This window comes from Rhizobium sp. RHZ02 (assembly GCF_014851575.1).
Lineage (GTDB): Bacteria > Pseudomonadota > Alphaproteobacteria > Rhizobiales > Rhizobiaceae > Rhizobium > Rhizobium altiplani.
In genome coordinates this window covers 289,869-310,916 of the sequence record NZ_JACUZX010000003.1, presented here as the reverse complement: position 1 = coordinate 310,916, position 21,048 = coordinate 289,869, and the positions used below count along the sequence as shown (strand labels likewise).

Here is a 21,048-nt window from a genome sequence, read left to right as displayed (position 1 = left end):
TATCCTATCCGTGCACGCCCGCCGGGATTGCGTCGGACGGGCCGCTGATATCAGGAGCAACGCCACTTCGCTGACCCAAGCGCGAACGCAGCCTCATCGAACAGGCAAAACATGTGGCGGCAAACAGCAAGGAATAGGATTCGCCCATCGCAAGCCGGTTGTTCGAATTGGTCAGGATCGTGAAGCCAAAGTAAACCGCGAACGTCAGGTAGCAGGCAAAGGCACTCCTGCTGATCACGCCTGCCGATGAAGCACGATAGACACGATAGATGCCTGAGACAACGATCAGCGCCAATATCGCGAGGCCGGCGATCCCATATCGAACCAGAATCTCCAGATAGCCATCATGCAACAACGTGTATGGAACGCTGGCATAGGGTGTTGTCCGCCAGATCGTAAGCCAGCCGTTTCCGCTGCCAAAAATCGGCGAGACGGATATGACATGCAGCGCGTTGGTCCAAAGCTGCAACCGCTCATCCATCGACATCGGGGTCTGTGGTGATTCGATTGCCTCCTTCATCACCCGCTCAAGCGGCGCGCCGCCATCCAATCGTTCCGCGATCATCACAGTGGCATTGAGCGTCGCGGCCCCGTAATGCGCGACGTTGTCACGAACCTCGTAGATGCCCCACGACAGAAGCAGGAGCCCACCGATCGCGGCGACCAGCACGGTCTTTTTCCTGAGGTAAAGGAGGGTCGTGATAGTCATCAGACCAACTGCAGGCAGCAGCGCCAGCCACACACCCTTGGACTTGGCGCCATAAATATTGAAAATCGCCAAGCCGATGACAGCCACGGCGATCGCCAGCACAATTGCCTTTGCCCGTGCGGAACTGCCGATCTCCCACTGATGCACCGCCCAGTAGAAGGCTCCGATGAAGATGAAGCCGCACCCGACCGCGCCGTGAATGGAATTATGATGGAAAGCGGGAGATATGTACTCGCCCGCCATGATCGCTGAAAACGGCGTCGAGACAGCAAGAAGGACGAGCGCACCGCAGAAGAAAGCCAGCAAGATTGGCTTTATGAGATGCCAACTCGTCTGCAGTGCCACGCCCATCGCGGGAAAGAAGATTGCGAAAGCGTAGAGCCATTCCGACGCGCCTTTCTCACCGGCTGAAATCAGGCCGAAGAGGAATCTCGACAGGGCGAAGACACCCCAGGCAATGCAGACGATCGAAAGCCAGTCACTCAATACCGGGCGGAAAGGGGCCTTGCGAAGCGTGAAGGTCAAACCCATGATGAGGATGGCAGCATATCGATAGGCATCGCTTTCTATCAACGTCACGGACATCATGGCCAGCCATAAGATACCGGTGGTGATATCGAGGGCTGACGACTTCACCAATTTGCGAAATACAGGTGCCGTCATGATAGTGCGTACCGAATTCGGCGTGCATACTCGATCACGCGAAGAAAATGCGTCGCGAGCTTGCGGGCGCCTCGCAGTTTTACGGCGCGGTATTGAGCCCGATCGGCAATCTGGCTCATAGCCGAGCGCTCGGACAACTCGACGATATTTTGTCGAACCGTGTAAATGCTGACGCCGGTCTTCCACCCGCGCTCGAGTGTCATATCATAGGGGAATTCGATATTGTCGGCGCTTTTAAGCAGCTTGCGGGCCCCTTCACGCGTGACCAGGTAGCAAGCCGCAGACCCCTGCGGACCGTGCAGACAGCGCCCGACCGCGTCTCCATACTCAGAAACAGCCACTGTCCGGCACCACCTTGATCTGTGATTAAGCAACTTTACTACCTCGGCGGAAGGCACTGCTCGCAAGATTGCCTCTGCTCTATTGGTAAAATCATGACGCAATTCGACGTCATCTTCCATGATGATGGCGTTTTCGTAGTCGCTGGAAAGAAAGGCTTCCAGGGCTCTGATATGAGCGCGATAGCAGCCATATTCGCCAGGCAGCATCGCCCGGCCATTCCGGCGCAGGAACGCCTTCTCGTTGAACCCGGATCTTTGCGTCGACGGGATCACCCTTCCATCGACGCCGGGGACTCTGTTGATCTCCATGCCAGCAAGAGTTGCTTGCGACGAAACGTCCGCCCATCGCCTTGACGAACTGTCCAGATTGATCACATACGCGCCGGTCAAACCTTGCAAACGCCCCATTCCCGTCAATGTGTTCAGTTTCAGCATCTGATCCGCGTCATTTGTGGCACTTCCCTGGCTCTGCGTCGCTCCTGCCTCGAAGAGGCTGCGGATGCCACAAGCAATCGGCCGCCTTGGCCGGCTTTAATGGATAGTATTTCCGTCGATCCTTATCTACAACACCTTCTACGTGTGCATCCACAATTGCGACGGTGATCATGCCGCGTGACCGAGGCCAACGCGACAAATCACGTCCTGCCGTGGTGAACCACGCAAAATCCAGCGCTGGGGCCTCCTATCTTCAACATGGCCGGTCTTTGCAAGCCAAATGTTCGACCAGTGCATCAGTTTTCGACGATAGCTGTCCCGCTCCCGAGCTTTGCCTTAACCCCAATGCGTTGGTTGGCTGGCTGTCGGCAGAGGCGGTAGCCGCGAAAAGTCGCGATCGAAATCGAAACTCCCTGCACAGACATCCTGTTGCTGCCAGATCGCCCCTTGCGTGCGCTTGTGCCTCTGCTAAGCCTTCTCAGGCTGCAAAACGAAACGCAAGTGAAAGAGACAGGGCTCATGTTCCTGAGCGATCGCCAAACGGAAATAGTCGGAATGGCCAAATCGAACGGCCGCGTTTTCGTCGAGGATCTGGCTGCCCATTTCTCCGTCACGCCACAGACGATCCGCAAGGATCTGAACGACCTCTGCGATGCACAGATCTTGACGCGTGTTCATGGTGGAGCGACCTTCCCGAGTGGTACCGAGAACGTGAAATACGAGGCGAGGCGCCAGATTGCGGCCACGGAGAAACAGGCGATCGGCGTTGCAGCAGCCGGTCTCATTCCCAATAACGCCTCGCTTTTCATCAATATCGGCACGACAACCGAGGCGGTCGGGGATGCGTTGACGAACCATCACGAACTGATGGTCATCACCAACAACATCAACGTTGCCAACAGACTGCGACTGTTCCCGACGATAGAGGTCGTCATCGCTGGCGGCGTGGTGCGTGGCTCCGATGGCGGTATTGTGGGGGAGGCAGCCGTCGATTTCATCAGGCAGTTCAAGGTGGACTATGCGGTTATCGGCGCGTCTGCGATCGACGAGGATGGCGCACTGCTTGACTATGACTTTCGCGAAGTGAAAGTCGCGCAGGCAATCATTGCAAATGCGCGGCATGTCATCCTCGTGGCCGATTCAACAAAATTCGAGCGGACTGCGCCCGTCCGCATCGCGCAACTTCCCCAGGTGCATACGTTCATCACCGATCGGTGCATTGCGCCGTCGATCCGCCGCCTCTGTCAGGAAAACAGCGTGAAGTTGATCGAGACCGGATCAGCGGATACATAGACACCGGCAATTTGGGGTTCATTTCATCCAGGTCCTACGCTAGCGTTTGCCCATGAGTCTAGAAACCGTTCGCGCGTTCTTCCGCGCATATGCTCCCGACGTCGAGATCATCGAAACCGCCGAAAGTTCCTCGACGGTGGCGCTGGCTGCGGAGGCGCATGGGGTCGATCCCGCCCAGATAGCCAAGACGATCTGCATGCGTGTCGGTGAGAAAACGATGCTTGTCGTTGCCGGCGGGCTTGCGCGGCTCGACAACAGGAAGTTCAAGGATACCTTCGGGGGCAAGGGCCGGATGCTTGGGCCAGACGAGGTCGTGGAGGTTACCGGCCATCCCGTGGGGGGTGTCTGCCCCTTCGGTTTACAAACGATTATGCCGATTTATTGCGACGTCTCGCTGAGGCAATTTGACGAGGTGGTACCGGCAGCCGGCTCCACCAATTCAGCTGTACGCATATCGACCGAACGCTTGGCCGAACTCACCAAGGCAACCTGGGTCGATGTCTGCCAATGAAGATCGTCCCCTACGGCTTCAAACCCGCGGGGCAATCCCTATATAAGCTCCCGACATGCATCATTTGTCATGACAGGAGAGATTGGATGCCGAGTGCCGTTTCGCGTTTTGCCAAGATTGCGGCGATTGCCGCTCTGACAGGCGCTACCGTGTTTGCCTCGATCGGCGAGGCTGATGCGCGCCGGGCTGGCGGCTTCGGATTCGGCAGCCGTGGTACACGGACCTTCCAGGCGCCGCCCGTTACCCGCACCGCGCCTTCGCCTGCCGCGCCGATTGAGCGTTCGATGACGCCTCGCCCGCAGACCAACGCGCCGTATGCCGGCCAGCAACCGCTCGGCGCGCAGAGGCCCGGCTTCTTCAACGGCTTCGGACGGTCGATGATCGGCGGCCTCATCGCTGGCGGTCTTCTTGGCATGTTGCTCGGCCACGGTTTTGGTGGCGGCTTCGGCTTCCTCGGCATGTTGCTGCAAATCGCTCTGATTGCGATTGCGATTTCCTTTGCCATGCGCTTCTTCGCCAATCGCCGCCAACCGGCCTACGGCGGTCCTGGTCGCGCAACGGCTAGCAATATGACTCCAGCCGGCAACGGGTCGTTTCAGATCCCGTCGATTGGATCGGGGCTAGGTTATCAACAGCCACAGGCAAGCGCGAAACCAAATGACGAGCTCGGGTTGAGTCCACGCGATCTTGATCGCTTCGAACAACTGCTGACGGAGGTGCAGACCGCTTATGGTGCCGAAGACTACGGCACATTGCGTCGTCTGACGACACCGGAGGCCATGTCCTACCTGGCCGAGGAGCTGGGGGAGAATGCGACGAACGGCGTGCGCAACGAAGTCTCCAACGTCAAGCTGCTGCAGGGCGATATCGCCGAAGCCTGGCGGGAGGATGGCGCGGACTACGCGACGCTCGCGATGCGCTATTCGTCTATCGATGCGCTTGTCGAGCGGGCAAATGGCAAGCTCGTCAGTGGGGACAACAGTCGGCCTACGGAAACAACGGAAGTCTGGACCTTCGTCCGCAAAGGGGCGGACGAGTGGAAGCTTGCCGCGATCCAGGGCACGGAGCAGCGCGCCGCGTAACCTCGCGGCGCATCAACCTTCCTGGGCAGTCGGGACGACCCAAAGCGGGCGATCGTCGCGCTTGCCGCGCAGGGCCGGCGCCGACTGGTCCTCCACGGCAAGTCCCTCTTCGCCTTCCTGAACGTCTACTTCATAGGTATAGTCGTAGAGCATTTCACAGGCGCGCTCATTGGCCTTGATCTTCGCCTCGGTCTCGCCGATTGCAGTCGAAATCGCCTTGATCCGTGCGCGCAACATGGAACCGAGGATGTCGGTCGCCGGTCGCTTCTCCAGCCGTTCCAGGTGATGCTCGATGCGTGAGGCGTGGCGCTCGAGTTCTCTTTTGCTGAAACGCGCCTTGCGCATTTCCTCAGAAAGGTCGGACCGCATGCGGGCGAGGGGATCGAACGTGCCTGGCTCGCGCTCGTCCAAGGTCAGTTGATTGACGAGCTTTTCGATGACGATAAGTGCCTGCAGATCGATGGGATCGGCCAGTTCGACATCGTAGCCGGTGTCGTCGAAGACCTTTCTGCGAACTGGATCCAATAGAAGCTCGTAGGCCTTCTGGACGCGGCTGAAAGCCTCCGGGTCGCCACCAGAGTCCGGATGCGTCGCCTTTGCGCGACGCCGATAAGCAGCCTTCACCTGTTCGTCGGTCGCGTCTCGCCGGACCCCAAGAATCTCATAAGGATTGGTCACCATCCCTCCGTCGCTGTTCGGACATTGCCGTGACACCCATGAAGGGCATTCGTCCATCGAGGCCTTCTTCTACCATCACTGGGGCGGAGTTTGGACAAAAAGAATAAACAAAATCCCCTGATTCAATGCAGGCATGACACGGTTATCGGACGCGCGATCGCGGTTGATGGAGATCCACCCGTTCAACACCCTGGCCCTTTGAGCATGCCAGGCGCGTCATCGCGCTCCCGCTGAAAATAACCCATGCCCAGTCTGCTGCTTAATCGATATAATCCCGCGGCCCGCGTTGACGCATTTCGTCAAATCGAGTTCTATCCGCCACCATTTGTCCGGCCCCTCCTGGAGGTCCCGGAGAATTCGGAGGAGGTTTCATGCGCACTATCCGCAAGATCGCAGAATTGCGCGATCAGCTTGGTGCCTATCGGCGCGACGGCAAGACGATCGGCTTTGTGCCGACGATGGGTTTTCTGCACGTCGGACACATGGAGTTGGTCAGGCGCGCGCGCGCCGAAAACGAGGCGAGCGTTGTATCCATCTTCGTCAATCCGCTGCAGTTCGGGGCCAATGAGGATCTCGCCAAATATCCGCGTGACCTGACGCGCGACAGCGCGATGCTCGAGGCCGCCGGCGTCGATATCCTGTTTGCACCTGATGTCAGCGAAATGTATCCGGAGCCGATGCTGACGGTCGTCGATGTGCCGGCACTCGGAAACCAACTGGAAGGGGAGGTCCGCCCCGGACATTTCGCGGGTGTCGCGACCGTTGTGACGAAGCTCTTCAACCTCGTGCAGCCGGATCGTGCCTATTTCGGCGAGAAGGATTACCAGCAGGTGGCGCTCATCAAGCGGATGGTCAGGGATCTCGCCCAGCCGGTTCGTGTCGTTGCCGTGCCGACCGTACGGGAGACCGACGGCCTGGCTTGCTCGTCGCGCAACGTCTATCTCAGCGAGCGTGAGCGGGCGGCCGCCATTGTCGTGCCGAATGCGCTGGCGCAAGCCGAGCGGCTCTATGCGAAGGGCTGCGATAGTCCCGAGGAGCTGGAGGCTGCGTTGAGGCAATTCATCGCGATGGAGCCGCTCGCCACGCCCGAAGTGGTCGCGGTGCGGCACCCGGAAACCCTGGAACGATTATCCTCGCTGCAATCGGCGCCTGCCCTTGTCGCGCTTTTCGTGCGAGTCGGCACGACGCGGCTTCTCGACAACAAGATCATCGGGCTCAAATCGGTCAAGAATTCGAGGGCAGCGTAGTGAGCACCCATAGCAAGCAGAAGCGGCTGACGACAGCCTCGATTCGGGCGATGAAGGGCAAGGACCGTGTCGTCTGCCTGACGGCCTATACGACGCCGATCGCCCGCCTGCTCGATCCACACTGCGACCTTCTCCTGGTGGGCGATTCGCTTGGGATGGTCCTTTACGGCATGGAAACAACAGTTGGCGTGACGCTCGACATGATGGCTGCCCATGGCCGCGCCGTTATGCGCGGCGTATCGCGTGCCTGCGTCATCGTCGATCTGCCCTTCGGTAGTTACCAGGAATCAAAGGAACAGGCCTTTCGAAGCGCCGTCCGGCTGATGCAAGAGACCGGATGCGACGGCATCAAGCTGGAAGGCGGCGAAGAAATGGCGCAGACGATTGCGTTCCTGACAGCAAGAGGCGTTCCGGTCTTCGGTCACGTGGGGCTGATGCCCCAGCTCGTCAACACGGCCGGTGGCTTCCGGTCGCTGGGCCATTCCGATGAGGAGGCCGCAAAGATCAGGCGCGATGCACTGGCAGTCGCAGAAGCCGGTGCCTTCGCGGTCGTGGTCGAGGGAACCGTCGAGCCCGTTGCTCGTGACATCACGGCTTCCATTCCCGTGCCGACGATCGGCATCGGCGCATCCCCTGCCTGTGACGGGCAGGTACTCGTGTCAGACGACATGTTGGGGCTTTTCAACGACTTCAAACCGCGCTTCGTGAAACGCTACGCTGATTTGAGCCCTCTGGTGACTCAAGCCGTCGAAGCTTACGCCGAGGAGGTCCGCACCGGGCAGTTCCCCACCAAGGAACATACGTTCCAACGCAAGTCATAGTGTCTAGCCGCCACCTGTGATCCCGTACGTCACGGGTGACTGGCAAGGCCTCCGCCATAGGCGCTGGAACACGGATTGGGGGCGTTTAGCGTTCGCGGAGCCAGGTGTCGATCCCTCGCGCGGCGGCCCGGCCGGTGGCGAAGCATGCCGTTAGAAGATAGCCGCCTGTCGGGGCTTCCCAATCGATCATCTCACCGGCGACGAAAAGGCCGGGGAGTGCCTTCAGCATATAGTTCCGGTCAATCTCCCCCCACTCGACGCCACCTGCCGAGGAAATCGCCTCGGCGATCGGGCGCGTTCTTTGAACGGGGATCGGCAGGGCCTTGATCAGACGCGCCAGTCGATCGGGATCATTGAGGTCTGTGGCACTTGCGAGCTCTCGCAGAAGCGCCGCCTTCACGCCATCAAGGCCAACTGCCTTGCGGAGCCGGTTTGACAGGCTTGCTTTCGGATCTTGCTTTCCAAGCGCGTTGGCGATGCGATCCTGTGTGCGTGCCGGCAGCAAATCGACGTCAAGCGTTGTGGTTTGGCCAGCCGCCAAGCTCTCTCTCAGCACGGCCGCGTGGGCGTAGACGAGGCTGCCCTCGATGCCATGCCGGGTTATCACGAATTCTCCCGGAATGGTGCCGACCCTCGAGGTTGCCGTGACCGATTTGACCGGCTCACCGGAAAAACGCTGCCGCAGGTGCCCGCTCCAATCGACATCGAAGCCGCAGTTGGCAGGCTGAAACTCATCGATGGCGATGGTCTTCTCTCTCAGCCAGGGCAGCCAGCATCCATCGGAACCAAGCCGTGGCCAGCTCTTTCCGCCAAGTGCGAGCAGGGCTGCATCTGGTTTGACCACATATGCAGCCCCCCTTGCCTCGATCACATAGCCTCCATCCGAAAAACCTGTCCAGCGGTGCCGGGTGAGGATCTGAACCCCTTGCGCCTCAAGCCTTCGCAGCCAGGCGCGCAGGAGCGGCGAGGCTTTCATGGCCGTTGGAAATACCCGACCCGAAGATCCGACGAATGTTTCGGTGCCGAGCCCGGCGGCCCAGGCTCTCACATCCGACGGCTTGAAGCCGTCCAGTGCTTGGCGGAGGCGGGCATTCGACGTGCCGAAGCGTGACGCAAAGCGGTCGTAGTCCTCGGAGTGGGTGATGTTTAGCCCGGACTTGCCGGCAAGGAGAAACTTCCGCGCAACGGTCGGCATCGCTTCATAGACTGTGACGGTGTGCCCGGCCGACGACAGGCTCTCAGCGGCCATCAGGCCTGCCGGCCCGCCGCCGAGGATCGCGATTTGCTTCTTGACCATGAAATGTTGCCCGGGCTCGATCTGCAAACTCTCTCATGGCCCGCGCGAGCGCCGTGTGCAAGAGCGCCGCGATGGGTATGGGACGCTGCAACACATCCTGTGCATTTAGATGGGGCTATGTTCTGCAGAATGCGCGCCTGCGGACAGTTAGGCACGCCGCCTTAAGCGCCGTTGTAACATGGCTGGCATCGTTTGGGCGAAGATCAATCCACGATGCGGGGCGTGAATTTCGGCTTTGCAGGCGTCTCGGCTTTCTTCATTGCCTCTTCGTGATACCAGCAACTTTCGTAAACGGATGGAGCCATCCCCTGTTCAATATCAACCGCTTGACGTGTTTCGCCTGCGCCAAAGCGCTTCTGTGGAAATGCGTAGATCGTTGCAGTCTCGTGATGCACACCAACGGCCATTTTGTGCCTCCTTGTTCACCTGCCTCCGAAGACGTCGACGCGACGATAGCACATGTGCACAGGATTTGCGCGATATGATGGAAAAAAGTGCAATATTTGTTGGAATAATGAGCATCCAAATTTGCTGCGCTTTGTATCAGAATCTTTTAAGGTACAAAATATAAGCAAACGCATAAAAAGTAATCATTGTAGGCTGGGTGCGAAAAAAATGTTGCACTTGAAGGCGCCCTGCCATCGGAGCTTCTCGACCGATGCGCCAACCATTTCCCTGGCGACTAAATGATTGAGTCCGCTATCAGTTCCACGCCCACGATCACGGCCAACTAGCCTGTAGCCCGCCGATCGACCGGCGAGCTTTGAACAGTTCGCGATGCCGTTCAAACCAAACTGGCACGCGACGTGCATATCATTTGGCAGCCCTTCGCGGCCTGGTCGCTTCAACGGTCGGTTCGCGTGAGGTTTTGCTCACGATTTATGTTTGAGAGACTCGCAAATGACCAAGTATAAGCTCGAGTACATCTGGCTCGATGGGTACACCCCGGTACCAAATCTCCGCGGCAAGACGCAGATCAAGGAATTCGACGCTTTCCCGACGCTCGAGCAGCTACCGCTCTGGGGCTTCGATGGTTCGTCCACGATGCAGGCCGAAGGCCGCAGCTCTGACTGCGTGCTGAAGCCGGTCGCGATCTATCCGGACCCGGCGCGCACCAACGGCGTTCTCGTCATGTGCGAAGTCATGATGCCCGATGGCGTCACCCCGCATCCGTCCAACAGCCGCGCCACCATCCTCGACGACGAAGACGCATGGTTCGGTTTCGAACAGGAGTATTTCTTCTACGAGAACGGTCGTCCGCTCGGCTTCCCGGAAGCCGGCTATCCGGCTCCGCAGGGTCCGTACTACACCGGCGTTGGCTACTCGAACGTGGGTTCGATCGCTCGCGAAATCGTCGAGGAGCACCTTGATCTGTGCCTCGCAGCTGGCATCAACCACGAAGGCATCAACGCCGAAGTGGCGAAGGGTCAGTGGGAGTTCCAGGTATTCGGCAAGGGCTCAAAGAAGGCTGCCGACCAGATCTGGATGGCACGCTATCTGCTGCAGCGCCTGACGGAAAAGTACGGCATCGACATCGAGTATCACTGCAAGCCGCTCGGCGACACAGACTGGAACGGCTCGGGCATGCACTGCAACTTCTCGACCAAGTTCATGCGCGAAGTCGGCGGCAAGGCTTATTTCGAAGCGCTGATGGCGCAATTCGAAGCGAACCTGATGGACCACATCAACGTCTATGGCCCTGATAACGACAAGCGCCTGACCGGCAAGCATGAGACGGCTCCGTGGAACAAGTTCTCCTACGGTGTTGCTGACCGTGGTGCCTCGATCCGCGTCCCGCATTCCTTCGTCAAGAATGGCTATCGCGGTTATCTGGAAGATCGTCGTCCGAACTCTCAGGGTTGCCCCTACCAGATCGCTTCGCAGGTTCTGAAGACGATCTCGGAAGTTCCGACTGCCGGTTTTGCTTCGGCCGCGGCCTAAGCCAGCAATCTTGCGTTAGATTTGGTGGCGCCGGTCGACTGATCGGCGCCATTTCCGTGACTGGCGGCCCGCTGACACCGAATTTGCAGCGGAAGCGTCCTCGCAGGCGCCGCTGCGATCCATCCACCAAAATCACCCGGTGGTTGAAAAGTCCAGCCGGACAAGCATAATCCTTTTGCGTTGTCGGTGTTTGGTCCTATACTCCTGGCGGATCCTCCAATCGCGAGTTGCCGTGACAAGGAAACACAGCCACTTCCTTCGCTTGCTCGGAACGCCTGCGCTTTTTGCAGAGGGGCACGAGATTGCCTTGCCGGAGAAGGCCTACGCGTTGCTTGCCCTCCTGTTGAGCGCGCCGCAATATTCCATGGACCGCGAGATCCTGCGCGGCATACTCTGGCAATCGGATCAATCCAAACAGCGTGCCGGCAGCTTGCGCCAGCTACTTGCGCGTATCGATCGCAGCATTCCTGATGACATGCCACGCCTTGTCAAGACGACCAACACCCATGTCTCGTTCAACGACGAGGGATGGATTGCTGACGTCCTGGTCTTGACCAATACGGCCGCGCCGTTGCCACGTCCTGCGTGGGATTTGCTTGGCGGCGAGCTCCTCGAGGGGTTCAAGGCGCCGACGATTGAAGCGGAAGAGCGCATCGGTCTGGAGCGACAGCGCATCGCCGGCCGTCGCGAAGCCCATATCATTTCACTGCTTGAAACGCCGGAAAAGCGAACCTCTGACGATGTCCTCTTCCTCGCGGGTCTGCTCGTCGAGGCCGACCCTGCGAACGAGGTCGCTTGCCGGGCGCTGATGAAAAGGCACGTTGACGCGGAAGATCTTGCAGCCGCGCGCCAGGCATATTTTCGCTGCCGTAGCGAGCTGAAAACCGAATATGGTGCGGAGCCGGATGGCGTGACGCAGGCCCTCGCGCAGGAACTCGGCATCATCGCTCCAGCAATGCTTGCCAGTTCGCCCATGACTGTGCCAGCGATCGCGTCCACCGATCCGGTCGGGCAGCCCCGTGTCCTCATTTTGCCGCCGGATTCGATTTTGTCCGACCCGATGCTGCAGCGTGTGGGGCGAGCCTTGCTGGAGGAGGTAACGATCGGGCTGAGCCAGCAACGTGGCTTCAAGGTTATTGCCGCTCATACCAGTCTGGAAATCGTCAATCGCAATCTTGCGGGCATGGCTGCTCCGCCGCCGCCTGAACTGCGCTTTGACTATACGGTCTATGTCACCATCCATGGCCGTGATGACGACATTTATGCGACCTGCCGATTGACGAAGACTTCAACGGCCGAGGTGCTGTGGGCAATCGACCTGCCGCTCGCCATGCAGAAGGTCAATCACTCGTTCGGGCAGCTTGCGCGGCGTATCGTGATGACGCTTGCCGACACGATCGAGCGCCGCGAGCTCCTGGACATGACGCACGACGTCAACCCGTCGGCATATCGGTTGTACCTTGAAGGAAAGCGTCTCGTTTCGAAGACGGATCTGCAGCATCTGCGGCAGGCGCGCAAATGGTTCAAATCGGCGCTGGCCCGCCACGACAGATTCTCATCCGCGCACGCCGGAATGGCGCGCGTACTCGGCATGGAGTGGCTGGTGCGCGGGATGAAGGACACGCAATTACTGGAGGACGCCGACCGGTCCGCCTGGCTTGCGCGCGACACCGACCCCAATAGCGGCCGGGCGATGCGTGAGTTGGGCTTTGTCGCTCTTTACCGTCGCCGCTTCAGCGACAGCCTCGATTTCTTCGCGGAAGCGCAGATGCTCAACCCGAATGACGCCGATATCCTCGCCGACCACGCGGATGCGCTTTTGCATGATGGACAGAGTGACAGGGCACTGGAGTTGAGCCTGGCGGCGATCAAGCTCAATCCGCTGCCACCGGATTACTACTACTGGAACCTCGGTGGGATTCACTTCGTCCAGGAAAATTACGCAAAGGCGATCGAGGTTCTCGATCGCGTCAAGGATCGTCCGGCGACCTCGCGCCTCTTGGCCGCAGCACATGCGAAGAACGGCGACCTCCGGACCGCGTCGCGTTATGCCGCCATTGTCCTCGAAAATTTCCCGGATTTCCGTACGGATGACGTCTGGCAATTCGTGCCGGATCGCAATCCGGAGGACACGCGTCAGCTGATCGACGGTCTTCGCATCGCCGGACTGTCCTGAAGCGCTACAACTTCGGCGTTTTCCCTCTTTTCTGATGAAAATCTCGGTCACGCCGAAATAACGCCCGTTGGTGCATCTTCTCTGTGTCCGCAGCGCGATGCTGTTTTCAAACAGGAGATGAAACAATGACGACGACACAGATCAAGCCCGTTGCAGTCCGTCTTTCGGCAGCCGCTCAGGCCGTCCTTAAACAGGAAGCAGTGCAGCTCGACACGAACGCGACGGCAAATATCGTTCACGCCCTGAAGTTCCGTTGAGGATTGATGCGAATGTCTGTTCAGACCGCACTCGAGCGCCTGGCGCAAGATCTCAGCCTTTCATCGGCCGGCATCAACAGCTATCACGACCGCTCGTTGACGCCTGGGCAGACATTCGCGGCGATCAAGCCGCATTTCAAGGAACTCGGTATTACAAGGGTGGGTCTGCTCACCGCGCTGGATCTCCTTGAGATCCCCGTTGCCTTTGCCACGCGACCGAACAGCTATACGCTTTCCGTCTTCCAGGGAAAGGGTATCGACGAGGAGGCGGCAATGACCTCGGCTGCGATGGAGGCGGTGGAGACGCGTGTTGCCGAAAGCCAGCCCAGCGACCTTGTCATTGCGACCGTCGCCGGCATGAGGGCTGAGCATGCGCCGATGATCGACCTTGATTCGGTGGCCCGTTGTGTCCCTTCTGAGATTGGTTCCGAGCCGATCGCCTGGGGCGAGGGCCTCGATATCATGTCCAACCGTCCCGTCTTCGTTCCCTGGCCGCTCGTCGGCCTCGACCATCGGGGCACCCGGCCGTCCGGTTTTGAGCAGTCGAGCGACGGTCTCGCTTCCGGAAACCGGCCGGCGGAAGCCGTGCTTCACGGTCTTTGTGAACTGGTTGAACGCGACGCGTGGGCGCTGACGCAGTTGCGTCCCTATGAACAGCTGCGCGGCGCGCGAATTGATCCGATCGCGTTCGGCGACCCTGTGCTCGATATCATTGTCGATCGCATCCGGCGCGCTGGAATGCGTCTATTGCTGCTCGACATGACGACCGATATTGGCGTTCCGAGCTTTCTGGCAGTTATCATTCCCGGCAATCTCGGCGAGCGCGTGGATGCCCGCTGGACCCATGTTTGCGGGGGATGCGGATGCCATCCTGATCCTGTTCGCGCAGCACTGCGAGCAATCACCGAGGCCGCACAGAGCCGACTGACGGCGATTGCCGGCAGTCGTGACGACTTTTCCCCGCGTGTCTATCAGAGGCTCGATGATGGTGGCCCGATGCAAGAGCTCATCAATCTCTGCGACGAAGCCCCGGTTGCTCCGAAATTCTCGCTCGAAGCTCCGCAGCGCACCATGCAGGAAAACATCGGCCGCATTCTCGATCGCCTCAGGTCGAGGGGTATCGATCAGGTGGTGGCCGTGCCGCTTTCCCATCCGGGTCTGCCGGTCTCGGTCGTTCGTATGATCGTTCCTGGCCTTGAGGTGGATGTCAGCGGCGAATTCATTCAACTCGGATTGCGGGCCGTGAGCGCCATGCAGGGAGCGATGCAATGAAGGTCATTTTTGGCGGTCCGAGTTTTGGCGCCGACATCGATAGGCTTCGGGTAGAGAATCCGTCGGTCCTCTTTCGTGGGCCCGCTGCACGCGGCGACATATTTCAGGCGGTGCGAGATGGAGCGCATGCGATCGGGATTGTTGACGGCTACTTCGGGGAAGTGCCTTCTGTGTGGCACAAGGAAATCCTCTATGGGCTGCAGCACAATGTCATCATTGTCGGGGGTGCCAGCATGGGCGCGCTTCGCGCAGCCGAATGCGACGCGTTCGGGATGGTTGGGGTCGGCACGATCTACGAGGACTATGCTGAGGGTCGCCTGATCGATGACGAGGCCGTCGCGCTCGTGCATGCGCCAGAAGAGCTCGGTTGGTTGCCGCTTTCGGTTCCGTGGGTGGATTTTCAGCCGACGATCGACGGTCTGTATCGGCAGGGCGTACTTTCGCCTGCCGAGCACAAGATGCTGTTGCTCGCAGGCCGTTCGATCCATTTCTCAGAGCGTACTTATCCCAAGGTCGTCGAAGGCTGCACCCTTTCCGGTGACGGCCGTGCCAAGGAGATCCTGCGGCTGATTCGCGCCGGAAAGGTCGAGCGCAAGCGTCAGGACGCCGAACTCGTCCTGCAATATCTGCTGGAGGTGAGGTTTGCTCCCCAGCCGCGTGACTGGGGCTTCGCCGCCACCTCGCATTGGGAGCTTTTGCGGGCGGAAGTCACAGGTGCTGTCACGCCTGTAACGCCCAAGTAACGCCGGACCTGAATGATGGATATCGCTGAAGCCCGGAAGGCTCATCATTGGAGAAGGCAGTGACAATGAACATTCTGACGCGGGACGAGGGAACGGGTAGCGAGTACGCGAGAATCTTCCGGTTGCTCTCGGCGGCAAAGGATGAGGCCCAGAAGCTCAAGCTGAACAATCTGATGCACTTGACCAACATGGCTCTTCTTCAGGTGGTCATCGACTGGGACGGGATTGACCCCGAACGGGAGCTCGACGTCAACCTCGAAAAGCTGATCGGCACCAAGACGCAGGTCGCAATGAAGGACGCCAGCGAGAATCTAGTGCTTCTCGACTGCCACTGACGGACCGGGGTGACGTTGGGACTGCGCCTTTACTCGCCGTCGTCCAGCTGTTCCATGCCGGCAATTGCCTGTACGAGCTTTACGATCTTCTTGCGAACATGCTCGTTCTTGATCGACAGGAAAGCGGCATTGAGCAGCACGCCGTCGCGGGAAACAACGAATTCCTCGCTGGGCGTCGGATTATCGTTGGCCGAGTTGGGGTTGACGTCCTCGAAGAAAGATCGGACGTCGACATCGAGGGCACCGGCAATTTCGACCAGCATGCTCGCGGAAACGCGGTTTGATCCCTTTTCATATTTCTGGATCTGCTGGAAGGTAACGCCGACCCGATCACCAAGTTCGGTCTGCGATACTTTACGCATCAGACGCTTTATGCGGATTGTCTTCCCGACGTGAACATCAACTGCATGGGGACCTTCCTTCATCGCTCTCTCCTTCCAACGCCGGTTGTTACGCGACTATTCTGCCAGCAATCAACCTAACGGAGATAATTGAACGGATCAATTGCGTTGATGTGTTTTTTATCCCGCATAGAGAGCCGATGGGCAACATATTGGATATTCGGCTTTCGGCCCGATTTGCGAGGGGTTTAAATCGCAAATTTCTGTCACGGGGAGCAGCAACCACAGGTCGTGCTCAGCCGGCCGTTTTAAGTTGACGGATTCCTTCGCGTCGAGTAGCGGCAATCCTGTGTGCTGGCGAGCCTTTCCGCCTCCAAACTCCCGAGCGCTTTCGCGTCGCGATGTGGTATGCCACTGATAGATCAGTCGATACAGATGGATTCGTAGCTGCCGTGACGATCGGGTTTGCTCATGCCGAATTGATAGCCGTACTGGTTGCGGTAACGGGTGGCGAACCGCGTGTCATGACGATCCGATCCGGTGATGCACTGCCGTCCGGTCCGTTCGAAATGGGACATCGCACACTGCAAAGCGGTCTGCGTGAATGGGTTCAGGAGCAGACGGGCCATCCGGTCGGCTATCTGGAACAGCTCTACACCTTCGCCGACCGCGACCGAAACAACGAAATCCTGGGCGGCCGGACGATTTCGATCAGCTACCTCGGCCTCGTGCATGAGCAAGCGACGCTAGGCGGCGGCCGCCCCGGCTGGCAGGGCTGGTATGGCTATTTTCCGTGGGAAGACTGGCGCACCGGGCGACCGGCGGTCCTCGACCACCTGGTCGACTGCCTTATGGTGTGGGCCGAGCGTGATCCGTCCCGTCGTGAGGATCGGATCCGACGGGCAAATTTCGCCTTTGGGCTCGGCGAGGCCTCATGGAACGAGGATCTTGTATTGCAGCGTTACGAGCTCCTCTATGAAGCGGGCGTTGTGAACGAGTCGGGCTGTGCGGCCGAGACCAATCCGGGCCGGGCAATGTTCGCGGACCATCGGCGTATCCTTGCGACAGGCATTGCGAGATTGCGTGCGAAGATCAAATATCGCCCGGTGGTTTTCGAGCTGATGCCGGTGAGCTTTACGCTGCTGCAGCTGCAGCGCAGTGTCGAAGCGCTTGCCGGGCTGACGCTGCACAAGCAGAATTTCCGCCGGCTGATCGAGCAGCAGGAACTTGTCGAGGAAACCGGCGAGACGACGAGCGAAACGGGCGGACGCCCCGCAAAGCTTTTCCGTTATCGCCATGCTGTCCTGGAAGAACGCGCGCTCGCCGGATCAAAGCTGCCAATCTCCCGCAATTGACATATGCTCATAACGAGAATATCTATGCGCTCCAGATATACTCTGATTGAGTATAAATAGGAGCCGGCCATGAACCCCAGCGTTTCCGCATCATCGCTCTACGAGCGCGTTCGTCGCGTCATCCCCAAGGCGGAGTGGATGTCGTTCGAAGATGACGTCGAGGCGATCCTTGAGCTGAAGCGGCGGCGAAACGCCGTCATTCTTGCGCATAACTATCAAACGCCGGAAATCTTCCACGGGGTTGCCGATATCGTCGGCGACAGCTTGGCGCTGGCGCGCAAGGCAATTGACGTCGAGGCGGATATCATCGTGCTTGCCGGTGTGCATTTCATGGCCGAAACGGCCAAGCTCCTCAATCCCGACAAGACGGTGCTCATCCCGGATATGGGGGCCGGTTGCTCGCTGGCGGATTCGATCACGCCCGAGGATGTGGCGCTTCTACGCCAAGCCCACCCCGGCGTGCCTATTATTACCTATGTGAACACCTCGGCGGCCGTGAAGGCGGCATCGGACATTTGCTGCACATCGGGAAATGCCAGGCAGGTTGTCGAGTCTCTCGGCGTGCCGCGCGTGCTGATGATTCCAGACGAGTATCTCGCCCGAAACGTCGCCCGCGAAACGTCGGTCGAGGTGCTTGCCTGGCATGGTCACTGTGAGGTCCATGAACTGTTCACGGCGGATGATGTCAGGCAGCTTCGTGAGAATTATCCCGGGGTGACGGTGCTGGCGCATCCAGAATGTCCTCCGGATGTCGTTGCCGAGGCGGATTTTGCCGGGTCGACGGCAGTCATGTCGGATTTTGTCGGGCAGCAGCGTCCGGCCCGTGTCGTGCTCCTCACTGAATGCTCGATGAGCGACAACGTCGCCGTGCACCATCCTGATGTTGAGTTCATCCGCCCCTGCAACCTTTGCCCGCACATGAAACGGATCACGCTCGCCAACATCCGCGCTGCACTCGAGGAAAACCGCCACGAGGTCACCGTCGACCCTAAAGTTGCCGTTTCTGCAAGGCGTGCGGTCGAGCGGATGCTTGCGATATGACCGCGCTTCTCGGGTCATTGAGCGGGCAGGTCGTCGTCGTGGGAAGCGGGCTCGCCGGTATGATGACGGCGCTGACGCTGGCGCCGCAGCCGGTTGTGCTCATTACCCGCGGCGCCATTGGTGCGCAGACCTCGAGCGCCTGGGCGCAAGGGGGGATTGCCGCAAGCCTTGGCGAGAATGACAGCACCGAGTTGCATCTGTCCGATACACTTGCTGCCGGCGACGGCATGTGCGACCTGCAAGCCGCATCCGAGATCATCGAAGAGGGGCCGGCCGTCATCGCCGCCCTGGAGCGCGCCGGCGTTGCTTTTGATCAGGACAGTCAGGGTCGCCTGGTCCTTGGCCTTGAGGCGGCACATTCGCGTCGACGCATCGTGCATGTATCCGGGGACGGGTCGGGTGCTGCGATCATCGCCGCACTGGTGCAGGCAATCGCCAACACGCCCTCGATTACCACGCTCGATGCAACCGAGGTGCGCTCGCTTTTGAGCCATGACGGATCTGTCACCGGTGTGGTCATTATCCGGAGAGGGCAAACCGCTGCCATCATGACCAACCGGGTGGTGTTGGCCACAGGTGGGATCGGCGGACTCTACGATGCCACGACCAATCCCATTTGCAATTTCGGCCAGGGGATCGCGCTGGCGGCAAGGGCGGGGGCCAGGCTTGCCGATATGGAATTCGTGCAGTTTCACCCGACCGGCCTTGACTCTGCGCGGCGGCCCTTGGCGCTTGTCAGCGAGGCCGTGCGCGGCGAAGGAGCTGTTCTCGTCAACGACAGGGGGGAGCGCTTCATGACCGGTTTCGACGGCGCCGAGCTTGCTCCGCGCGACGTCGTTGCGCGCGCCATCAGCGACGAGCTCTCGCTGGGGCGGCGTGTCTTTCTCGACGCCCGTGCTGCGCTCGGCAATCGCTTTGCCTCCCGCTTTCCAACGATCCATGCACTCTGTCAGGACGCCGGAATCGACCCGGCAATCGATCTCATTCCAGTGCGCCCCGCCGTCCACTACCACATGGGCGGTGTTGCGACCGATTTGACGGGGCGCAGTTCGGTCCCCGGTCTTTGGGTCATCGGCGAAGCCGCCTCGACCGGACTGCACGGCGCCAATCGTCTGGCCAGCAATTCGCTGCTCGAGGCGGCAGCCCTTGGTATTCGGGCCGCCCGTGATATTGGAGCGACATTGCCCGGCACCGTTCGGTCGGCGCCGGCAGTCTCAGCCGGGCCAGCACCGGATGCGTCTGCGGTGCGCGCGATCGTGTCGCGTCATCTCGGCGTGCTGCGCAATGCTGGGGCTCTCCAGGGTGCGATCGCCACCCTGCTGCCGCTCGCGGAATCCGACGGACCCGCTGCTGACCCGGCGATCGTTGCATTGACAATTGCCGTCTTCGCAATGCTGCGCAAGGAAAGCCGCGGAGCGCATGCCCGCACCGATTTTCCGCTGAAGCTGCCTGTCGCCGAACGCCGCTTCATGACATTTGCCGATGTGCTCGATGTCGCACATGCCGCCACCCATTCTTTCGCCCGGAGTGCCTGATATGTCCCTTGCCCCGTTGCCGCGCCTTATTATCGAACCGATGGTGCGCACAGCCCTCTTTGAGGATCTCGGCCTTGCCGGCGACATTACCTCGGCGGCGGTCATCCCCGCCGATCATCGCTCGTCTCTGGTTATGGTGGCGCGGCAGCCCGGCGTCGTCGCCGGCCTGGATGCGGCTGAACTCGCCTTCCAGCTGGTCGAGCCAACGATCACCATGGCCCGTACTATGGAGGATGGATCCCCGGTCAGGCCCGGTGACATCATCGCGGAGATCACTGGACCGTCGCGTGGGTTGCTGACGGGGGAGCGCACGGCGCTGAACTTTCTTGGACATCTGTCCGGCATCGCGACGGTGACGGCAAGCTTGGTTGAGGCGGTCAGGGGCACGACGGCGTCGATTGCCTGCACCCGCAAGACGACACCTGGGCTGCGGGCCCTGGAAAAATACGCGGTGCGCGCCGGCGGGGGCATGAACCATCGGTTTGCGCTTAATGATGCCGTCCTGATCAAGGACAATCACGTGGCGATTGCCGGCGGCGTGGCCGAGGCGATCCGTCGTGCCCGCGCGGGCGTTGGGCACATGGTCAAGATCGAGGTCGAAGTGGATACGCTCGAGCAGCTCGGTGAAGCGATGCGAGAGGGTGTTGATGCGGTCTTGCTCGACAATATGACGCCGGCGCAGCTGCGCGAAGCCGTCGCAATCGTCGATGGTCGCGCGATCACCGAAGCCTCCGGAAGTGTAACGCTTGCAACCGTTGCCGCGGTCGCCGCCTCAGGCGTCGACCTCATCTCTGTTGGCTGGTGCACGCACAGCGCGCCGACGCTGGATATCGGGCTCGACGTGCAAGGCTGACCGATATCGTTGGCAAATTCGTCGCGTGTCACGATTTCTGCAGCGCGCTACGAAGACCGAAAGGACCTGCTCGAGACGGCTCGGAGTTTCCCGTCGTGTGTCCAGGCGCGATATTCGATTTC

Annotated in this window: 21 protein-coding genes; 15 read left to right on the top strand and 6 right to left on the bottom strand. The window is 59.8% G+C overall.

Going from position 1 to position 21,048, the window contains the following annotated elements; genetic code table 11:
- Nucleotides 1-4: 4 nt before the first annotated feature.
- Together IB244_RS07015 and IB244_RS07010 are read right to left on the bottom strand one after the other, a co-directional pair.
- Complete coding sequence (locus IB244_RS07015) at nucleotides 5-1,372, bottom strand: O-antigen ligase family protein (RefSeq protein WP_192303578.1); 1,368 nt, start codon at nucleotides 1,370-1,372, stop codon at nucleotides 5-7.
- Nucleotides 1,369-2,148 (bottom strand): glycosyltransferase family 25 protein, encoded by a 780-nt coding sequence (locus tag IB244_RS07010; protein WP_051420069.1) that lies wholly within the window; start codon nucleotides 2,146-2,148, stop codon nucleotides 1,369-1,371. The genes IB244_RS07015 and IB244_RS07010 overlap by 4 nt, the downstream gene beginning before the upstream one ends.
- A 519-nt stretch (nucleotides 2,149-2,667) precedes the next feature.
- Between IB244_RS07010 and IB244_RS07005 the strand changes: the two genes are divergently transcribed.
- The 3 genes from IB244_RS07005 to IB244_RS06995 all read left to right on the top strand — a co-directional run bounded on the left by IB244_RS07005 (nucleotide 2,668) and on the right by IB244_RS06995 (nucleotide 5,034).
- On the top strand, nucleotides 2,668-3,441 hold the full coding sequence (locus tag IB244_RS07005; RefSeq protein WP_192303576.1) for a DeoR/GlpR family DNA-binding transcription regulator: 774 nt from the start codon (nucleotides 2,668-2,670) through the stop codon (nucleotides 3,439-3,441).
- A gap of 52 nt (nucleotides 3,442-3,493) precedes the next feature.
- Complete coding sequence (locus IB244_RS07000) at nucleotides 3,494-3,952, top strand: YbaK/EbsC family protein (protein WP_192303574.1); 459 nt, start codon at nucleotides 3,494-3,496, stop codon at nucleotides 3,950-3,952.
- Between the two features lie 86 nt (nucleotides 3,953-4,038).
- Complete coding sequence (locus IB244_RS06995) at nucleotides 4,039-5,034, top strand: Tim44 domain-containing protein (RefSeq protein ID WP_169680596.1); 996 nt, start codon at nucleotides 4,039-4,041, stop codon at nucleotides 5,032-5,034.
- 12 nt (nucleotides 5,035-5,046) lie between these two features.
- Here the strand turns inward: IB244_RS06995 and IB244_RS06990 are convergent, their stop codons facing one another.
- Nucleotides 5,047-5,712: a J domain-containing protein gene (locus tag IB244_RS06990; protein ID WP_169680594.1), complete on the bottom strand. Its 666-nt coding sequence runs from the start codon at nucleotides 5,710-5,712 to the stop codon at nucleotides 5,047-5,049.
- Nucleotides 5,713-6,083: 371 nt separating this feature from the next.
- Between IB244_RS06990 and panC the strand changes: the two genes are divergently transcribed.
- Both panC and panB read left to right on the top strand, forming a co-directional pair.
- A complete protein-coding gene (gene panC, locus IB244_RS06985) occupies nucleotides 6,084-6,959 on the top strand; it encodes a pantoate--beta-alanine ligase (protein ID WP_192303572.1) in 876 nt (291 codons plus the stop codon).
- Complete coding sequence (gene panB, locus IB244_RS06980; RefSeq protein WP_169680590.1) at nucleotides 6,959-7,780, top strand: 3-methyl-2-oxobutanoate hydroxymethyltransferase; 822 nt, start codon at nucleotides 6,959-6,961, stop codon at nucleotides 7,778-7,780. The genes panC and panB overlap by 1 nt, the downstream gene beginning before the upstream one ends.
- A gap of 85 nt (nucleotides 7,781-7,865) precedes the next feature.
- Here the strand turns inward: panB and IB244_RS06975 are convergent, their stop codons facing one another.
- The gene (locus IB244_RS06975) at nucleotides 7,866-9,077 is read right to left on the bottom strand and encodes a TIGR03862 family flavoprotein (RefSeq protein WP_192303569.1); all 1,212 of its coding nucleotides are present in this window, start codon (nucleotides 9,075-9,077) and stop codon (nucleotides 7,866-7,868) included.
- A 203-nt stretch (nucleotides 9,078-9,280) separates the two neighbouring features.
- Nucleotides 9,281-9,484, bottom strand: a complete 204-nt coding sequence (locus IB244_RS06970; protein ID WP_192241026.1) for a DUF2735 domain-containing protein — start codon at nucleotides 9,482-9,484, stop codon at nucleotides 9,281-9,283.
- A gap of 493 nt (nucleotides 9,485-9,977) precedes the next feature.
- Here IB244_RS06970 and IB244_RS06965 point away from each other — a divergent pair, with 493 nt between their 5' ends.
- The 6 genes from IB244_RS06965 (at nucleotide 9,978) to IB244_RS06945 (ending at nucleotide 15,801) form a co-directional block, all read left to right on the top strand.
- On the top strand, nucleotides 9,978-11,018 hold the full coding sequence (locus IB244_RS06965) for a glutamine synthetase beta-grasp domain-containing protein (RefSeq protein ID WP_192303567.1): 1,041 nt from the start codon (nucleotides 9,978-9,980) through the stop codon (nucleotides 11,016-11,018).
- 232 nt (nucleotides 11,019-11,250) lie between these two features.
- The gene (locus IB244_RS06960) at nucleotides 11,251-13,194 is read left to right on the top strand and encodes a BTAD domain-containing putative transcriptional regulator (RefSeq protein ID WP_192303565.1); all 1,944 of its coding nucleotides are present in this window, start codon (nucleotides 11,251-11,253) and stop codon (nucleotides 13,192-13,194) included.
- A gap of 125 nt (nucleotides 13,195-13,319) precedes the next feature.
- The gene (locus tag IB244_RS32740; protein ID WP_007795609.1) at nucleotides 13,320-13,451 is read left to right on the top strand and encodes a hypothetical protein; all 132 of its coding nucleotides are present in this window, start codon (nucleotides 13,320-13,322) and stop codon (nucleotides 13,449-13,451) included.
- A gap of 12 nt (nucleotides 13,452-13,463) precedes the next feature.
- On the top strand, nucleotides 13,464-14,723 hold the full coding sequence (locus IB244_RS06955) for a YcaO-like family protein (RefSeq protein WP_169680583.1): 1,260 nt from the start codon (nucleotides 13,464-13,466) through the stop codon (nucleotides 14,721-14,723).
- The gene (locus IB244_RS06950; protein WP_192303563.1) at nucleotides 14,720-15,466 is read left to right on the top strand and encodes a TfuA-like protein; all 747 of its coding nucleotides are present in this window, start codon (nucleotides 14,720-14,722) and stop codon (nucleotides 15,464-15,466) included. The genes IB244_RS06955 and IB244_RS06950 overlap by 4 nt, the downstream gene beginning before the upstream one ends.
- Nucleotides 15,467-15,531: 65 nt before the next feature.
- Nucleotides 15,532-15,801 (top strand): hypothetical protein, encoded by a 270-nt coding sequence (locus IB244_RS06945; protein ID WP_018858115.1) that lies wholly within the window; start codon nucleotides 15,532-15,534, stop codon nucleotides 15,799-15,801.
- A gap of 29 nt (nucleotides 15,802-15,830) precedes the next feature.
- On the opposite strand, the gene IB244_RS06940 is transcribed toward IB244_RS06945, so the two are convergent.
- Nucleotides 15,831-16,226 carry a helix-turn-helix domain-containing protein gene (locus IB244_RS06940; RefSeq protein ID WP_018858114.1) on the bottom strand — a complete coding sequence of 132 codons (396 nt, stop codon included), beginning with the start codon at nucleotides 16,224-16,226 and terminating at the stop codon, nucleotides 15,831-15,833.
- Between the two features lie 368 nt (nucleotides 16,227-16,594).
- Here IB244_RS06940 and IB244_RS06935 point away from each other — a divergent pair, with 368 nt between their 5' ends.
- The 4 genes from IB244_RS06935 (at nucleotide 16,595) to nadC (ending at nucleotide 20,926) form a co-directional block, all read left to right on the top strand.
- Nucleotides 16,595-17,497 carry an NrtR DNA-binding winged helix domain-containing protein gene (locus IB244_RS06935; RefSeq protein ID WP_169680580.1) on the top strand — a complete coding sequence of 301 codons (903 nt, stop codon included), beginning with the start codon at nucleotides 16,595-16,597 and terminating at the stop codon, nucleotides 17,495-17,497.
- Nucleotides 17,498-17,566: 69 nt separating this feature from the next.
- Nucleotides 17,567-18,538, top strand: coding sequence for a quinolinate synthase NadA (gene nadA, locus IB244_RS06930; RefSeq protein WP_018858112.1), 972 nt, complete (start codon nucleotides 17,567-17,569; stop codon nucleotides 18,536-18,538).
- Nucleotides 18,535-20,073, top strand: a complete 1,539-nt coding sequence (locus IB244_RS06925; RefSeq protein WP_192303560.1) for an L-aspartate oxidase — start codon at nucleotides 18,535-18,537, stop codon at nucleotides 20,071-20,073. Before nadA ends, IB244_RS06925 begins: the two co-directional genes overlap by 4 nt.
- A 1-nt stretch (nucleotide 20,074) precedes the next feature.
- Nucleotides 20,075-20,926 (top strand): carboxylating nicotinate-nucleotide diphosphorylase, encoded by an 852-nt coding sequence (gene nadC / locus IB244_RS06920; RefSeq protein ID WP_192303558.1) that lies wholly within the window; start codon nucleotides 20,075-20,077, stop codon nucleotides 20,924-20,926.
- Nucleotides 20,927-21,048: the final 122 nt, after the last annotated feature.

What these genes read in the sequence shown, in the direction of transcription:
- IB244_RS07015 (WP_192303578.1), bottom strand. Translation starts at nt 1,372, where the DNA reads ATGACGGCACCTGTATTTCGCAAATTGGTGAAGTCGTCAGCCCTCGAT.
- IB244_RS07010 (WP_051420069.1), bottom strand. Translation starts at nt 2,148, where the DNA reads ATGCTGAAACTGAACACATTGACGGGAATGGGGCGTTTGCAAGGTTTG.
- IB244_RS07005 (WP_192303576.1), top strand. Translation starts at nt 2,668, where the DNA reads ATGTTCCTGAGCGATCGCCAAACGGAAATAGTCGGAATGGCCAAATCG.
- IB244_RS07000 (WP_192303574.1), top strand. Translation starts at nt 3,494, where the DNA reads ATGAGTCTAGAAACCGTTCGCGCGTTCTTCCGCGCATATGCTCCCGAC.
- IB244_RS06995 (WP_169680596.1), top strand. Translation starts at nt 4,039, where the DNA reads ATGCCGAGTGCCGTTTCGCGTTTTGCCAAGATTGCGGCGATTGCCGCT.
- panC (WP_192303572.1), top strand. Translation starts at nt 6,084, where the DNA reads ATGCGCACTATCCGCAAGATCGCAGAATTGCGCGATCAGCTTGGTGCC.
- IB244_RS06975 (WP_192303569.1), bottom strand. Translation starts at nt 9,077, where the DNA reads ATGGTCAAGAAGCAAATCGCGATCCTCGGCGGCGGGCCGGCAGGCCTG.
- IB244_RS06970 (WP_192241026.1), bottom strand. Translation starts at nt 9,484, where the DNA reads ATGGCCGTTGGTGTGCATCACGAGACTGCAACGATCTACGCATTTCCA.
- IB244_RS06965 (WP_192303567.1), top strand. Translation starts at nt 9,978, where the DNA reads ATGACCAAGTATAAGCTCGAGTACATCTGGCTCGATGGGTACACCCCG.
- IB244_RS32740 (WP_007795609.1), top strand. Translation starts at nt 13,320, where the DNA reads ATGACGACGACACAGATCAAGCCCGTTGCAGTCCGTCTTTCGGCAGCC.
- IB244_RS06955 (WP_169680583.1), top strand. Translation starts at nt 13,464, where the DNA reads ATGTCTGTTCAGACCGCACTCGAGCGCCTGGCGCAAGATCTCAGCCTT.
- IB244_RS06950 (WP_192303563.1), top strand. Translation starts at nt 14,720, where the DNA reads ATGAAGGTCATTTTTGGCGGTCCGAGTTTTGGCGCCGACATCGATAGG.
- IB244_RS06945 (WP_018858115.1), top strand. Translation starts at nt 15,532, where the DNA reads ATGAACATTCTGACGCGGGACGAGGGAACGGGTAGCGAGTACGCGAGA.
- IB244_RS06940 (WP_018858114.1), bottom strand. Translation starts at nt 16,226, where the DNA reads ATGAAGGAAGGTCCCCATGCAGTTGATGTTCACGTCGGGAAGACAATC.
- nadA (WP_018858112.1), top strand. Translation starts at nt 17,567, where the DNA reads ATGAACCCCAGCGTTTCCGCATCATCGCTCTACGAGCGCGTTCGTCGC.
- IB244_RS06925 (WP_192303560.1), top strand. Translation starts at nt 18,535, where the DNA reads ATGACCGCGCTTCTCGGGTCATTGAGCGGGCAGGTCGTCGTCGTGGGA.
- nadC (WP_192303558.1), top strand. Translation starts at nt 20,075, where the DNA reads ATGTCCCTTGCCCCGTTGCCGCGCCTTATTATCGAACCGATGGTGCGC.